The 13,975-nt window shown below is 73.4% G+C and carries 12 protein-coding genes and 1 riboswitch; of the genes, 7 read left to right on the plus strand and 5 right to left on the minus strand.

Annotated features, from left to right (window positions below):
• Positions 1 to 136: 136 nt before the first annotated feature.
• A complete protein-coding gene (locus AC6CH6_RS13335) occupies positions 137 to 787 on the minus strand; it encodes a helix-turn-helix transcriptional regulator (protein WP_498255488.1) in 651 nt (216 codons plus the stop codon).
• A gap of 415 nt (positions 788 to 1,202) precedes the next feature.
• Here AC6CH6_RS13335 and AC6CH6_RS13340 point away from each other — a divergent pair, with 415 nt between their 5' ends.
• The 3 genes from AC6CH6_RS13340 to AC6CH6_RS13350 all read left to right on the plus strand — a co-directional run bounded on the left by AC6CH6_RS13340 (position 1,203) and on the right by AC6CH6_RS13350 (position 5,219).
• Positions 1,203 to 3,515 (plus strand): glycosyltransferase, encoded by a 2,313-nt coding sequence (locus AC6CH6_RS13340; protein ID WP_498255489.1) that lies wholly within the window; start codon positions 1,203 to 1,205, stop codon positions 3,513 to 3,515.
• A 152-nt stretch (positions 3,516 to 3,667) separates the two neighbouring features.
• Positions 3,668 to 5,116 (plus strand): OFA family MFS transporter, encoded by a 1,449-nt coding sequence (locus tag AC6CH6_RS13345; RefSeq protein ID WP_498255490.1) that lies wholly within the window; start codon positions 3,668 to 3,670, stop codon positions 5,114 to 5,116.
• 1 nt (position 5,117) lies between these two features.
• Entirely contained in the window at positions 5,118 to 5,219 is a 102-nt protein-coding gene (locus tag AC6CH6_RS13350; RefSeq protein ID WP_017832964.1) for an MFS transporter small subunit, read from the plus strand.
• Between the two features lie 128 nt (positions 5,220 to 5,347).
• Here the strand turns inward: AC6CH6_RS13350 and AC6CH6_RS13355 are convergent, their stop codons facing one another.
• The 4 genes from AC6CH6_RS13355 to AC6CH6_RS13370 all read right to left on the minus strand — a co-directional run bounded on the left by AC6CH6_RS13355 (position 5,348) and on the right by AC6CH6_RS13370 (position 8,703).
• Positions 5,348 to 6,670, minus strand: coding sequence for an LLM class flavin-dependent oxidoreductase (locus AC6CH6_RS13355; RefSeq protein ID WP_498255491.1), 1,323 nt, complete (start codon positions 6,668 to 6,670; stop codon positions 5,348 to 5,350).
• Complete coding sequence (locus tag AC6CH6_RS13360; RefSeq protein ID WP_498255492.1) at positions 6,670 to 7,434, minus strand: 3-oxoacyl-ACP reductase; 765 nt, start codon at positions 7,432 to 7,434, stop codon at positions 6,670 to 6,672. The genes AC6CH6_RS13355 and AC6CH6_RS13360 overlap by 1 nt, the downstream gene beginning before the upstream one ends.
• Positions 7,435 to 7,478: 44 nt before the next feature.
• Positions 7,479 to 7,582: riboswitch (TPP riboswitch) on the minus strand.
• 54 nt (positions 7,583 to 7,636) lie between these two features.
• Complete coding sequence (locus AC6CH6_RS13365) at positions 7,637 to 8,392, minus strand: FadR/GntR family transcriptional regulator (protein ID WP_498255493.1); 756 nt, start codon at positions 8,390 to 8,392, stop codon at positions 7,637 to 7,639.
• A 170-nt stretch (positions 8,393 to 8,562) separates the two neighbouring features.
• On the minus strand, positions 8,563 to 8,703 hold the full coding sequence (locus tag AC6CH6_RS13370) for a hypothetical protein (protein ID WP_154676740.1): 141 nt from the start codon (positions 8,701 to 8,703) through the stop codon (positions 8,563 to 8,565).
• Between the two features lie 182 nt (positions 8,704 to 8,885).
• Here AC6CH6_RS13370 and eat point away from each other — a divergent pair, with 182 nt between their 5' ends.
• The 4 genes from eat to AC6CH6_RS13390 all read left to right on the plus strand — a co-directional run bounded on the left by eat (position 8,886) and on the right by AC6CH6_RS13390 (position 13,947).
• Positions 8,886 to 10,316: an ethanolamine permease gene (gene eat / locus AC6CH6_RS13375; RefSeq protein ID WP_498255494.1), complete on the plus strand. Its 1,431-nt coding sequence runs from the start codon at positions 8,886 to 8,888 to the stop codon at positions 10,314 to 10,316.
• 79 nt (positions 10,317 to 10,395) lie between these two features.
• Positions 10,396 to 11,778, plus strand: a complete 1,383-nt coding sequence (locus AC6CH6_RS13380; RefSeq protein ID WP_498255495.1) for a glutamine synthetase family protein — start codon at positions 10,396 to 10,398, stop codon at positions 11,776 to 11,778.
• Positions 11,759 to 12,589: a gamma-glutamyl-gamma-aminobutyrate hydrolase family protein gene (locus AC6CH6_RS13385; protein WP_498255496.1), complete on the plus strand. Its 831-nt coding sequence runs from the start codon at positions 11,759 to 11,761 to the stop codon at positions 12,587 to 12,589. Before AC6CH6_RS13380 ends, AC6CH6_RS13385 begins: the two co-directional genes overlap by 20 nt.
• Positions 12,586 to 13,947, plus strand: a complete 1,362-nt coding sequence (locus AC6CH6_RS13390; RefSeq protein WP_498255497.1) for an aldehyde dehydrogenase family protein — start codon at positions 12,586 to 12,588, stop codon at positions 13,945 to 13,947. The genes AC6CH6_RS13385 and AC6CH6_RS13390 overlap by 4 nt, the downstream gene beginning before the upstream one ends.
• Positions 13,948 to 13,975: the final 28 nt, after the last annotated feature.

The raw sequence follows: 13,975 nt of genomic DNA on the forward strand, positions 1-13,975 counted from the left end.
CACAACGGTCCGCGCACAACGGTCCGGGCACAACGGTCCGGGCACAACGGTCCGGGCGCACCTGTCCGGGCACCGTTCGGCCGGGCGTGAACCGGACGGGACGGCCCGTGAACGCGGGGAACGTCCGATCCGGCGCTCAGGCGAGCGGCAGCACCGGGGGAATGATCCCGTCCTCGATGGCCCGCTTGTAGAGCTCGAGCTTGGTGCGGGCCGGCCGTTCCACCGCGGCGTACTTGCGGCGGATCCGCTTGAGGTGCTCCTCCACCGTGGACTCGGCGATCTCCAGCAGCGCGGCCACCTCCTGCTCCTGGAGTCCGTCCACGTAGAGCGCGAGCACCTGGCGCTCCCGGGCGGAGAGCTTTGCGGGAGCTCTGCTGGGCAGCTCGGCCAGAGCCGACTGGAGCACGTCGCTCACGAAGTGACCCAGCTGCCGGGAGAGCCGCATGGTGCGGAAGACGGTCCGGATGGGCTCCCACTTGCCCACGGCGCCGGCCGCCCCGCAGGTGAAGGCGGACCGGACCCGGGCGAGGTCGTCCGGGGGCACCAGCACCACCACGGTGTGCTCCTGTGCGGTGAGGTCCGTGACGTTCTGCACGAGGTTGCGGCCGTCCAGGGTGTTCAGGCTCAGCAGGACCACCATCTCCTCGGCCGGGTTCTCGGCCAGGAACTCCGGGACGCTGCCCGCCACCGCGCTCACGCGCACGCCGTGCTCGGGGTGCTCGACGGCCTCGCGCTGCATCGCGATGCGCGTCATGGGCTGGGGGCTGATCACGGCAGCGTTCAACATGGTGGGGCTCCTCGACGTCTCCCGCTGTGAGGTGGGCGGGATCTCCGCGGCCGGGGATCGCCGGTCCGCTCCGGCAGCGGGAGGGCCGTGTCCTGCGGCGGGACCGGCGCCGAACGCCCATATGTCCTTTGTGGCATATACGGCGGTGGGGCGGGGGCCATCGGGGCAGGGGGTCCTCCGGGCGGGCGCCGCCGGCGGAGATGGTGCAGTGTGTTCCTCCACAGTGGCGGACCCGCCCGCGCGCGGGCAAGGCGATTCCGTGCGGACCTGCAACTTCGCACACCGCACGCCGTCCGACGGGCCGTGCCGGGGGCCGGCGGTGAGATGTCCTCTCCTGCTCGCGCGGGGCCGGCGGAAGCGGTGCGGCTGGAAGAATGGGGGAGCCCGCACCGGTCGAGGAAAGGTCCGTACCGTCATGCACATCGACGTTCTCCCGGGATCGGGCGGGCAGGACCTCAGGCTGGGAGCGGCTCGCGAGCTCCACGGACTCCTCGAGGAGCTCTCCCTGCGCGGCCTCGCCCCCCGGCTCCTCGATCCGGGGGCAGATCCGGTGCTCACGATCGCCGGGGAGGAGGGTCTCCGGGAGCACGGACCCGCAGGCGGCGTTCCCGCACCGCGGTCCGAGGCGGAGGCGCTCCTGCTGGTCGGTCTCGGGTCGGATGCTCCCGTGGACGACACCGGGCTGCTCCTCTGGTTCGACCGGGCGAGGGCCGCTGCGGCGGCGGGCCGGCCGGTCGTCGTCACCGGCCTGGCCCTCGACCCCGATGCCGTCCCGGAGGAGGCCGTGCGCCGGCTCCTCCCGGTCGCCTCCCTCGTGGGGCTGCGGGACGAGACGTCCCTGGCGGTGGCCCGCCGGCTGTGCCCCGAGCACCCCGGCCTGCGCGTCGGCTGGGAGGACGCGCTCCTCCTCCCGCGTCCCGCCGCCCCGGCGCGACCGCTCGAGCAGGACGGGCCGACACGTCGCCCAGGAGAGCGGAGCGCCCCGGCCGGGCGTGAGCAGGAGGAGCGGGACAGGTCGGCCGCGGAGTCGGCGGACCCGGACGGGCGGACCGAGCGCCAGGACGAGCTGGGCGGGTCGGCGGAGGAGCCGCGGGAGCCGGGGGTGCCCGCGGGGCCGCCGCGGATCCTTGCCGCGGTGCGGCGGCCTGCCGGTCCCTTACCGCCGGAGCGGGTCGCCCCGGTGCTCGCCGCCCTGCTGGACGCCCTGGTGCACCGGACGGGCGCAGCGGTCACGCTCCTGACATGCGGCGGCGCCCCGGCCGACGAGGAGTTCGCGGCGGACGTGGCCGCGCTGCTGCCGGACGACGTCCACCGGGTGCGCGCGGATCCGGGAGAGGCCGACGCGGAGGCGCTCCGGGCGGACTGGGTCCTGACCACCTGCTCCCGCGGGGCGGCCCTCGGCCTCGCGGCGCGGGCCGTCGTCCTCCCGGTGGGTCCGGACAAATATTCCATGGACGGCATGAACTGCGTGCTGAGCCGCTGGGGGCTGGAAGGTGCCGTCGTTCCCCTGGCGGCGCTGCTCACCCCCGGCGACGTGGCGTGGGACACCCGCGCGGCCCTCCAGCAGTGGGCGGCGGAGGCCGTGGAGCACCGGGGGGCGGTGCGCGCCGCGCTGGCGGACGCCGAGCCGGCGGTCCGGGAAGCGGCGGCCCGGTGGTGGGACGACGTGGCCGGGGCGCTCCGCGGTCAGGATCCCCGGCCCGCGGTGGGAACGGTGGCGGCGCCGCGCGGGGTCGGTGCCCCGGTGGTGCGTGCCCTCCGCCGCCGGTACACCGTTCCCGCGGTGCCGCCCGAGCGGCCCACCGTCGCGGTCCTGCTGCGGCACCACGACGCCCCGGCGCGCCTGGGCCGGGCCGTCGACGGCCTCCTGGCGCAGACGTTCACCGACTGGCGACTGGTCCTCGTGGACGACGGTGGGGACCCCGCCGAGGTGGACGCGGTCCTGGCGCCGCGCCGGGACGAGCTCGCGGGGCGCGCGACGGTCCTCCACCACCGCAGGGCCCTCGGTCCCGCGGCGGCTGCCAACCGTGGGCTGCGGGCAGGGGAGTCGGAGCTCGTCGTCCTGCACGACGGCTCGGAGCCCTGGCCGCCCGAGCTCCTGCAGCGCGCTGTGGCCCACCTCGAGAATCCCCTCGTGACCGACGACGGGGTCGTGGTGCCGACCGAGAACCCGCCCGGGGCCGGCCGAGACGTACCGGCCGGTCGGCCGGGACGGGATCTCGTGCGGACGGACCGGGAGGCACTCACCCTCACCGACGTGCTGGACGGCGACCGCACCGCGGTCGACGCGCCGTTCCTGTACCGGCGCGCGGTGCACGGGGTGCTGGGCGACTACGACGAGACCATCGGCGCCGCGGAGCGCTGGGAGTTCGTGCTCCGCTTCCTGGAGACGTTCACCGTGGGCCTGCTCCCCGCGCGCCCGACCGCCCAGCTGGACCGGACCGACGGGTTCGCCGCGGCGCGGGGCGAGGCGGCGGTGCGCGAGCGCCACCTCAGGCGGTGGAGCGCGGAGCACGGGATCGGCCTGCCGCTCTACCTGCGGCGGGCCGCGGCGGAGGAGGCCGGCGCCCTGCACCGGAGGCTGGACGCCGCCGAGGAGCTCGCGCACGAGCTCCTGGACGTGGTCCGCGCCCAGACCCGGCAGATCGAACGGCTCGAGCAGGTCGTGGCGGAGAAGGGCTTCCGCGCCTTCTGGCGGCGTGTGTGGCGGTCCCTGCGCGGAGGATGAGCGGCCCGCTCCGGCGCGGCCGGTCGGCAGGTTGCTTTCCAGTTCTCCCGTCCGTGTGACATGCTTCACCCTTGGGCGCCGGGCCGGGACGTGCGAATTCCGTCCCGGACGCGCCCTTCGCGCAGTGTCCGCACCAGATGAGGAGTCGGGGCATGGGATGGCTTGATCGGCAGCACTCGGTGGCACCACCGGGATTCAACCGCTGGCTCATACCGCCGGCCGCCCTCGCGGTGCACCTGTGCATCGGTCAGGCCTACGCCACCAGCGTGTACAAGAACGCGCTGGTGGCGCACTTCGACGCGAGCCTGACCCAGATCGGCGTCATCTTCTCCATCGCCATCGTCATGCTGGGCCTGTCCGCCGCCGTCTTCGGCACGTGGGTGGACACCGGCGGGCCGCGCCGGGCCATGTTCACCGCGGCGCTGCTGTGGTCCGGCGGGTTCCTGGTCGGCGCGCTCGGCATCTTCACCGAGCAGCTCTGGCTCGTCTACCTGGGCTACGGGGTCATCGGCGGCATCGGCCTGGGCATCGGCTACATCTCGCCCGTCTCCACCCTGATCAAGTGGTTCCCCGACCGCCCCGGCCTCGCCACGGGCATGGCGATCATGGGCTTCGGCGGCGGCGCGCTGATCGCCAGCCCCCTCTCCGCGGCCCTGCTCAACTTCTACGACCCGAACTCCGGTACCGAGGGCTGGGTGGCGAGCGGGGACGCCGTCGGCAAGCTGTTCCTGACCCTCGCCGTCGTCTACCTCGCCTACATGCTCTTCGGCGCGTTCACGATCAAGGTTCCCGCCGAGGACTGGAAGCCCGAGGGGTTCGACCCCTCGAAGGTCGAGTCGAAAGCCCTCGTCACCAAGAACCACGTCTCGGCCCGCAACGCCATCCGCACCCGGCAGTTCTGGCTGGTGTGGATCGTGCTGTTCTGCAACGTGACGGCCGGCATCGGCATCCTCGAGCAGGCCGCCCCCATGATCCAGGACTTCTTCCGCCAGGCGGACGGCGCCTCCCTCGTGACGGCGGCCGTGGCCGGCGGTTTCGTGGGCCTGCTGTCCATCGGCAACATGGGCGGGCGCTTCGTGTGGTCCACCACCTCGGACGTCCTGGGCCGCAAGCGCATCTACATGGTCTACCTCGGCGTCGGGGCGGTCCTCTACACCGTGCTGGCGCTGTTCGGCTCGACCTCCACGCTGCTGTTCGTGCTGCTGGCCTTCGTCATCATCTCGTTCTACGGCGGCGGCTTCGCCACGGTGCCGGCCTATCTGCGGGACCTCTTCGGGACCTTCCAAGTGGGGGCCATCCACGGCCGCCTGCTCACGGCGTGGGCCGCCGCGGGCATCGCCGGACCCCTCATCGTCAACGCGTTCCTCGACGCCCAGGGCACCCCCGGGGAGCTCACCGCGCAGGCGTACCAGCCGGCGCTGCTGACCATGGTCGGCCTGCTGGTCGTCGGCTTCGTCGCCAACCTCCTGGTCAAGCCCGTGGACGCCAAGTACCACGAGCCCGAGCGCCGGACCGCGGCGTCCGGCCCCGAGGCCTCCGGGAAGGCCGGCACCGAGTCCTCGCGCACGTCCGACACCGAGCTCTCCCCGAAGGAGGCATGACATGAGCCGTGCACGACTGGCACTGGGCTGGGTCCTCGTCGGGGTCCCGCTCGCCTACGGAGTGACGATGACCCTCACGCGGGTGACCGCACTGTTCGTCTGACCGGCGGACAGGACACAGGCGGGCCACGGTCCGAAGCTCCCCTACAGCCTGCGCCGACCGGTCCACGACGTGCTGACCGACCGTCCCGGGGCGTCGGGGTCGTCCGCCGCAACAGGCGCCGCAGCACGTCACTGAGTGCCGCCGGGCCGCGGCAGCCCCAGGTGCCCGCGCAGCGTGGACGAGGTGTACCGGGTGCGGAAGAGGCCTCGGCGCTGGAGTACGGGGACCACGTGGTCCACGAAGTCGTCGAGGGAGTCCGGCAGCCGGGGCGGCATGAGGTTGAAGCCGTCGGCCGCGCCCGAGCGGAACCAGCGCTCCATCCGGTCCGCGACGGCCTCCGGGGTGCCGACCACCGTGCAGTGCCCGCCCCCGGCGGCCAGCCGGCCCAGCAGCTGCCGCACCGTGGGCCGCTCGACCGCCACGATCCGCAGGATCGTGGCGTACCGGCCCTCGGGTCCGGTGAAGCCCTCGAGCGGCGGCAGCTCCGGGACCGGGGCGTCCAGCTCCCAGGCGCTGCAGTCCTGCTGGACGAAGGCGGACAGCTGGGTCAGGGACTGCTCCGAGGGCAGCAGGGCGTCCACCTCCGCCCGCTTGGCCCGGGCCTCCTCCTCCGTGGAGCCCACGTAGGCGACCAGGCCGGGCATGACGACCACGCCCTCCGGGTCCCGTCCGGCCGCGGTGATGCGCTGCCTCAGATCGGCGCGGTACTCCCGCGCGCTCTCGAGGTCGTAGGCCACGGCGTAGACCCCTTCGGCGTGCCGGGCGGCCAGGTCCCGGCCCGGCCCGGAGGCGCCCGCCTGGAACAGGACCGGACGCCCCTGGGGCGGGCGCGGCACGGTCAGCGGGCCGTCCACGCGGAAGTGCTCGCCGGCGTGGTCGATCCGGCGCACCCGCTCGGGGTCGGCGTGCAGGCCCTGCCGGTCGCCGACCAGGGCGTCGTCGGACCACGAGTCCCACAGCCGATGGGTCACGTCGATGAACTCTGCCGCCCGCGCGTAGCGCTGAGCGTGCGGTGGCATTCCCGGGAGGCCGTGGTTGCGCGCCTCGGCGTCGAACATGGAGGTGACCACGTTCCAGCCGGCCCGCCCGCGGCTGATGTGGTCGAGCGAGGCCAGCAGGCGGGCGGCGTGGAACGGTGTCCAGAAGGTCGTCGAGACCGTGCTGACCAGCCCGATCCGCTCCGTGGCCCGCGCCATCGCGGACAGGGCCGTGAGCGGTTCGAGGAACCACCGGGGTCCGTCCGCCACGTCACCGGCGCTGTGCCCGTCGGCGAAGAACACGGCGTCGAGGAGGCCGCGCTCGGCGGTGCGGGCGAGGCGCTCCCAGTGGGCGATGTCCCCGAGCCGCTCCAGCGGGGAGTCCGGGTGCCGCCAGGCCGCCTGGTGGTGGCCCGCGCCGAAGAGGAAGGCGTTGAGGTGCAGCTGTCGCGGCGCGATCACGGCGGCCCCCATCAGTCGAGGACCAGCCCGCCGTCGACCACCAGGTTCTGCCCGGTGACCGAGCGCGCCCACGGCGAGGCGAAGAACAGCATGGCGTCGGCGAACTCGGCCGGGGTGGTGACCCGGCCCAGGGGCGTGGCGGAGGCGATGTAGTCGAAGACCTCGTCCGGGGTGGCGGCGCTCGCGTCGGTGGTGCGCAGCAGACCTCCGGAGACCATGTTGACCGTGACGTTGTGCTCGCCGAGGTCCTTGGCGAGGGTGCGGGTCAGGGACAGCAGCGCGGCCTTCGCCGCCGTGTAGTCGTGGTACGGGACCACGGGGTTCTGGAACAGGTTGGTGCCGACGTTGACGACCCGGCCGAAACCCCGCTCCCGCATGCCGGGCAGGGCCTGCTGCACGGTGTTGAGCGCCCCGCGGACGCTGCCGGCGAACTGGGCGTGGAACTCCTCCCAGCGGATGTCCTCCGCGGAGGAGCGGGCGTCGCCGTTGAAGGAGAAGTCCGCCAGCGCGTTGTTGACCACGGTGGTGACGGGGGAGCCGAAGTGCTCCCGGGCCGCGCGCAGCATCTCGGCCACTTGCGCGGGGTCGGTCACGTCGGCGGGCAGGGCCACCGCCCGTTCGTGGCCGTACCGGTCGACGAGCTCCTCCGCGGCCGTCCGGGACGCGCGGTAGTTGACCACGACCCTCGCGCCCTGGGCGGCGAAGGCCTCGACGACGCTGCGGCCCAGCCCTCGTGCTCCGCCGGTGACGAGGACGATCTGTTCTGCGATCTGCATGGGTCTCCCTGGGGTCAGGGCGAGGAGACGCGGGCCGGCCACGGCCGGTCCCGGCAGGACATCCCTTCGCCAGTCCTAACTGGATCAGGTTCGACGGGTGTCATCTCAGCCGGCTCGTCGTGCGGCGCCGGCACCCCGTGTCACTGCGGACGAGTATAAGCACCGGTCGCGGAGGCCGGCCCGTTCTTCGCACGGCGGCGGGTCACACCGGGCCGCGGTCGTCCCCGGGGGCGTCGTCGGACTGCCCGGCGTGCCCGAGGAAACCGCGCAACAGCGCGGCCGTGCCCTCCAGGTGCGCGAGGGAGGCGGCCCGGGCGGCGGGGGCGTCACCGGCCAGGACGGCGTCGGTGAGCTCGCGGTGCTGACGGTCGGAGTGCTCGAGGTTGACCGGCAGGAGGGGGATCCGGTCCAGCAGGTCGCTGGCCCGCGAGCGCACCTCCGCGACGGCGCGGACCAGGCTGGGACAGCCGCCCAGCTCGGCCACCGCGATGTGGAAGCGTGCGTCGGCGGGGCGGTAGTCCTCCGGGACGCTCTCCTCGACCTGCCGCAGGCACGCGAGCAGGTGCTCCCGGGCGGCCGCGCTGAGGGACGCCGCCGCGGCCAGCTCCGCCGCGGCGGGCTCGACCACCGCGCGGAACACGAGCACGTCCTCGACGTCCGCGGGGTCCACCGGGGGGAGGGCCTCGTCCGGCAGGGCGGTGCGACCGGTCACGAAGGTCCCGCCGTACCGGCCCCGCACCACCTCCAGCACCCCGGCGACCTGGAGCTCGTGCAGGGCCTCGCGGAGCGTGGCGCGGGAGATGCCGAGCATCGCCGCGGTCTCCCGCTCGGGCGGGAGCCGCTCGCCCCGGCGGAACAGGCCGAGCCGGATCGAGTCGAGGATCCGCTCCACGGCCTCCTCGAAGGCGTTGCCCTGGCGCACGGGCCGGATGCGGGGGTGCTGGACGGGATCGCTCACGGTGGCGCTCCTCCCTGCGGTGCGACGTGCGCCCATGGTGTCACGGTCCCCGGGGACCGCCTCCGGCGGGACCCCGACCACCGCGCCGGGCGGGGCCACGAGCAGCAGCGGCGCGCCGCCCGGTCCGGACGGCGCGCCGCTGCCTCCGGCCGGGACGGCCGGCCGAGGTCCTAGTGGGTGAGATCGATGGCGACCACGCCCACCGCGATGATCAGGGCGGCGGAGACGAGGAAGCCCGCCGTGATGGCGATGAGGGCCCAGGAGCGGGCGCGGCCGGGGCGGTCAGTGGCTGAGGACGTGGTCTGGTTCATGCCCACCATTCTGCGGCATCCGGGGGGCCGGCTCCACCGCGACGCGGTCCCGTGCCCGGCCCGGCGGCCGCCCGTGCGCCCGCCGCGGGGTCTTGACGGGGCACGGGGCAGCCCACAGACTGTGACCACTCGCGCCAAACGTCTGTTTTCAGACCTTTGTGGAATCCCGGAGGGATCGTCCCATGCCCGAATCCCCAGCACAGCCCACCCGCACCGACGAGTACTTCCAGCACCGCCAGCTCCGCTCCGGGGCCGCCGGGTGGGTCCTGCTCGCGGGCCTGGGCATCGCCTACGTCATCTCCGGGGACTTCTCCGGCTGGAACATCGGGCTCTCCGAGGGAGGGTGGGGCGGGCTGCTCATCGCCTTCGTGCTCATGGGCATCATGTACACCTGCATGGTCTTCGGCCTCGCCGAGCTCTCCTCGACCCTCCCCACGGCGGGCGCCGGGTACGGGTTCGCCCGCCGGGCCCTCGGCCCCCTCGGCGGCTTCGCCACCGGGATGGCCGTGCTCATCGAGTACGCCGTGGCCCCGGCGGCGATCGCCACGTTCATCGGCGGCTACATCGAGGCGCTGGGCCTGTTCGGGATCACCAACTCCTGGCCCGTGTACCTCGTGACCTACCTGGTGTTCATGGGCATCCACATGTACGGGGTGGGCGAGGCGCTCAAGCTGATGTTCGGGATCACCGTGGTCGCGGTCCTCGCGCTGGGGGTGACCGTTGTCGCGCTCGTGCCGCACTTCGACGCCGCCAACCTCTTCGACATCGTCCCGAACGACGCCGTGGGGGCGAGCGCGTTCCTGCCCATGGGCTACGCGGGGGCGATGGCGGCCCTGGTCTACGGGATCTGGTTCTTCCTGGCGATCGAGGGCGTGCCGCTGGCCGCCGAGGAGACCGCCGACCCCCGCCGGGACATGCCGCGCGGGATCATCGTGGCCATGGCCTTCCTGCTGGTCTCCGGGGCGCTCATGCTGGTCCTGGTGCCCGGGGCGGCCGGGTCGGAGGCGATGAGCACCTCGGACAACCCGCTGCCGGAGGCCATCCGCACGGTCGCCGGGGCGGACAGCGTCATGGCCGACATCGTCAACTACGCGGGCCTGGCCGGGCTGGTCGCGAGCTTCTTCTCCATCATGTTCGCCTACTCCCGGCAGCTGTTCGCGCTCTCCCGGGCGGGGTACCTGCCCCGGTTCCTCTCGCTGACCGGCAAGCGCCGGACCCCGTGGGTCGCCCTCATCGTGCCCGGCACCGTGGGCTTCGTGCTCGCCGCCGTGACCGGCGACGGCGGACTGCTCATCAACATCGCGGTCTTCGGCGCCACCGTCTCCTACGTGCTGCTGAACCTCTCCCACATCGTGCTGCGGCTGCGCGAGCCGGACCTCCCGCGCGGCTACCGCACCCCGGGCGGCGTGGTCACCACCGGCATCGCCCTGGTACTGGCGCTCGTGGCCGTGGTCGCCACGTTCCTGGTCGACGTGCTCGCCGCGTCCATCACCGCCCTCGTGTTCGTCGTCTTCCTCGCCTACTACTGGTTCTACAGCCGCCACCGCCTCGTGGGCCACGCCCCCGAGGAGGAGTTCGCGCAGATCCGCACCGCCGAGGCGGACCTGCACTGACCCCGCCCCGCCCGACTCCCCGCCCAGTGACCCCAGCACCCCAGCACCCCAGCGATCCCAGCGACGAAGGACCGGACCCATGACCGAGACTCCCCAGCACCCGCGCAACGACCGGATGCTCACCGTCGAGCAGCTGCGGCAGCACGTGGCCGACGGGCTCGTGGACACCGTGGTCCTGGCCTTCACCGACATGCAGGGCCGGCTCCAGGGCAAGCTCAACCACGCGCAGTTCTTCCTCGACTCGGTGCTCGACGAGGGCGCCGAGGGCTGCAACTACCTGCTGGCCGTGGACACGGAGATGAACACCGTGAGCGGGTACTCGATCAGCAGCTGGTCCTCGGGCTACGGGGACATGGAGTTCGCCATGGACCTCGACACGATCCGGCTGATGCCGCACAACCCCGGCCAGGTCCTCATCCAGTGCGACCTCACCGGCCACGGCGGGCAGCCCATCCCGATGTCGCCGCGGTCCATGCTCCGCCGCCAGCTCGACCGCGCCCGGGACATGGGCTTCACCATGGTCACCGGCACCGAGCTGGAGTTCTGCGTCTACAACACGAGCTACGAGGACGCCTGGGACGCCGGCTACCGGAACCTGGTCCCGGCCAACCAGTACAACGTGGACTACTCCGTGCTGGGCTCCCAGCGGGTCGAGCCGCTGCTGCGGGAGATCCGCAACGCCATGTACGCGGCCGGGCTGACCGTGGAGTCCGCGAAGGGCGAGTGCAACCTGGGCCAGCACGAGATCGCGTTCCGCTACGACGAGGGCATGGTCACCGCGGACAACCACGTGGTCTACAAGCTGGCCTCGAAGCAGATCGCCCATCAGCAGGGGAAGTCCATCACCTTCATGGCCAAGCCCAACGAGCGCGAGGGCAGCTCCTGCCACATCCACATGTCCCTGCGCGGGCCGGACGGCGAACTGGTCTTCTGGGACCGCGAGCGGAACGCCCGGTCCCGCACCTACGAGCACTTCATCGCCGGGGTGCTGCGGACCATGCGCGAGTTCACGCTGTTCTACGCCCCCACCATCAACTCGTACAAGCGCTTCGTCGAGGGCAGCTTCGCCCCCACCTCGGTGGCCTGGGGCGTGGACAACCGGTCCTGCGCCGTGCGCCTCGTGGGCAGCGGGCAGTCCGCCCGGATGGAGAACCGGCTCCCCGGCGGGGACGTGAACCCGTACCTGGCGCTGGCCGCGATGCTGGCCTCCGGGCTGCACGGCGTGGAGCAGGAGCTCGAGCTGGAGCCGATGACCGAGGGCAACGCCTACGAGTCCGACGCCCCCGTGGTGCCCTCGACCATGCGCGAGGCCCGGGACCTGCTGGCCGGCTCGGAGCTCGCGCGGGAGCTGTTCGGCGAGGACGTCGTCGAGCACTACGTGCACTACGCCGACGTGGAGCTGGCGGCCTTCGAGGCCGCCGTCACCGACTGGGAGCTGCGCCGTGGCTTCGAGCGCCTCTGAGCCGGGCGGCGCCGGGTACCGGCCGCGGATCGCCCTGACCACCTACTACCAGGAGGGCTCCTGGGGGGTCTGGAACTCCGTGGCGGCGATCGTGCCGGGCGCCTACGTGGAGGCCGTCGCGGCGGCCGGGGGCACGCCCCTGCTGCTGCCCCCGGTGGGCACGGACCCGGGGGTGCTCGAGCTCGTGGACGGGCTGGTCGTCATCGGCGGCGTGGACGTGGACCCGCGGTTCTACGGCGCCGAGCGGCACGAGCTGACCTCGTCCCAGCCCTCCCGCGACGAGCACGACCTCGCCCTGACCCGGGCGGCCCTGGAGCGCGGGGTGCCCCTGTTCGCGATCTGCCGCGGCGCCCAGATCCTCAACGTGGCGCTCGGCGGCACGCTGATCCAGCACCTGCCGGACGTCAACGAGAACGCCGCGCGCTACCAGCCCGGACCGGGCCGGTACGGCGAGGTCGAGTTCGCCACCGAGCCGGGCAGCCGCTGCCGCGAGCTGCTGGGCGAGACGGCGTGGTCCCCCTGCTACCACCACCAGGCCCTGGAGACGGTGGCCGAGGGCCTGGTGGTGACCGCCCGTGCCGAGGACGGGACGGTCGAGGCCGTGGAGACCACCGGGGGCGGCTGGACGCTCGGCGTGCAGTTCCACCCCGAGGAGAACCGGAAGGACTCCCGGCTCTTCGAGGGGTTCGTCCGCGTGGCCCACGGCTACGCGCAGGACCGCGCCCGGCACGACAGCGCCCGGCACGACAGCCCCGGGGGGACCGGCCGGGCAGAGCACGCCCCACAGCGAGAGGACACCCGCATCCCATGACCACCACGCAGATCATCGACCCCGCCACGGAGGAGGTCTTCGGCACCGTCGAGCTGACGTCCCTGGAGCAGACGGACGCGGCGATCGAACGGGCCCGGCGGGCCTTCGAGACCTGGCGGACCGTCGCCCCCGCCGACCGCGCCCGGCTGCTGCGCCGCTTCGCCGACGCGGTGGACGCCGACCTCGAGCACCTCGCGGCCCTGGAGGTCCGCAACGCGGGGCACCCCATCGGCAACGCCCGATGGGAGGCGGGCAACGTCCGGGACGTGCTGACCTACTACTCCGGGGCGCCCGAGCGGCTCTCGGGGCGGCAGATCCCCGTGCAGGGCGGGGTCAACCTCACCTTCCACGAGCCCCTGGGCGTGGTGGGCGTGATCGTGCCGTGGAACTTCCCCATGCCGATCGCCGCGTGGGGCTTCGCCCCGGCCCTCGCCGCCGGCAACACGGTGGTGCTCAAACCGGCCGAGCTCACCCCGCTGACCGCGATCCGGCTCGGGGAGCTGGCGCTGGAGGCGGGGCTGCCCGAGGGTGTGCTCACCGTGCTGCCGGGCAGGGGCTCGGTGGTGGGGGAGCGCTTCGTGACCCACCCCGCCGTCCGCAAGGTCGTGTTCACCGGCTCCACCGAGGTGGGCCGGCGGATCATGGCCGGCTGCGCGGAACAGGTCAAGCGCCTGACCCTCGAGCTGGGCGGGAAGAACTCCAACATCGTCTTCGCGGACGCCGACCTGGAGCAGGCCGCCGCGTCCGCCCCCGCCGGCGCCCTCGACAACGCGGGCCAGGACTGCTGCGCCCGTTCCCGCGTGCTGGTCCAGCGCTCCGTGCTGGAGAGGTTCCTGGAGCTGCTGGAGCCCGCCGTGCGGGACTTCGCCTGCGGGGACCCGTGGGACGAGGGCACGCGGATGGGCCCGCTGGTCTCCGCCGCGCACCGGGACTCCGTGGCCGGCTTCCTCGCCGACGACGACGCCCGGGTCGCCTTCCGCGGGACCACCCCCGAGGGCCCCGGCTGGTGGTTCCCGCCGACCGTGCTCACCCCGTCCCCGGACTCCCGGGTGTTCCGGGAGGAGATCTTCGGCCCCGTGCTCGCCGTGGTGCCGTTCGAGGACGAGGCGGACGCCGTCCGGATCGCCAACGACACCGAGTACGGGCTCTCCGGGTCCATCTGGACCCGGGACGTCGGCCGCGCGCTGCGGGTGTCCCGCGCCGTCGACGCCGGGAACCTCTCCGTCAACTCGCACGCCTCGGTGCGCTACTGGACGCCCTTCGGCGGCTTCAAGCAGTCCGGCTTCGGCCGGGAGCTCGGCCCGGACGCCCCGCAGGCGTTCACCGAGACCAAGAACGTGTTCCTCGCCACCGACTGACGCCGCCGCACCGCCACTCGTCCCGTCC

Source organism: Kocuria sp. GQ42 (assembly GCF_059758435.1).

Bases quoted from the DNA above. Each gene is read 5' to 3' on its own strand.
- AC6CH6_RS13360 (WP_498255492.1), bottom strand. From the start codon at position 7,434: ATGCAGATCGCAGAACAGATCGTCCTCGTCACCGGCGGAGCACGAGGG.
- eat (WP_498255494.1), top strand. From the start codon at position 8,886: ATGCCCGAATCCCCAGCACAGCCCACCCGCACCGACGAGTACTTCCAG.
- AC6CH6_RS13340 (WP_498255489.1), top strand. From the start codon at position 1,203: ATGCACATCGACGTTCTCCCGGGATCGGGCGGGCAGGACCTCAGGCTG.
- AC6CH6_RS13355 (WP_498255491.1), bottom strand. From the start codon at position 6,670: ATGGGGGCCGCCGTGATCGCGCCGCGACAGCTGCACCTCAACGCCTTC.
- AC6CH6_RS13390 (WP_498255497.1), top strand. From the start codon at position 12,586: ATGACCACCACGCAGATCATCGACCCCGCCACGGAGGAGGTCTTCGGC.
- AC6CH6_RS13345 (WP_498255490.1), top strand. From the start codon at position 3,668: ATGGGATGGCTTGATCGGCAGCACTCGGTGGCACCACCGGGATTCAAC.
- AC6CH6_RS13380 (WP_498255495.1), top strand. From the start codon at position 10,396: ATGACCGAGACTCCCCAGCACCCGCGCAACGACCGGATGCTCACCGTC.
- AC6CH6_RS13370 (WP_154676740.1), bottom strand. From the start codon at position 8,703: ATGAACCAGACCACGTCCTCAGCCACTGACCGCCCCGGCCGCGCCCGC.
- AC6CH6_RS13335 (WP_498255488.1), bottom strand. From the start codon at position 787: ATGTTGAACGCTGCCGTGATCAGCCCCCAGCCCATGACGCGCATCGCG.
- AC6CH6_RS13350 (WP_017832964.1), top strand. From the start codon at position 5,118: ATGAGCCGTGCACGACTGGCACTGGGCTGGGTCCTCGTCGGGGTCCCG.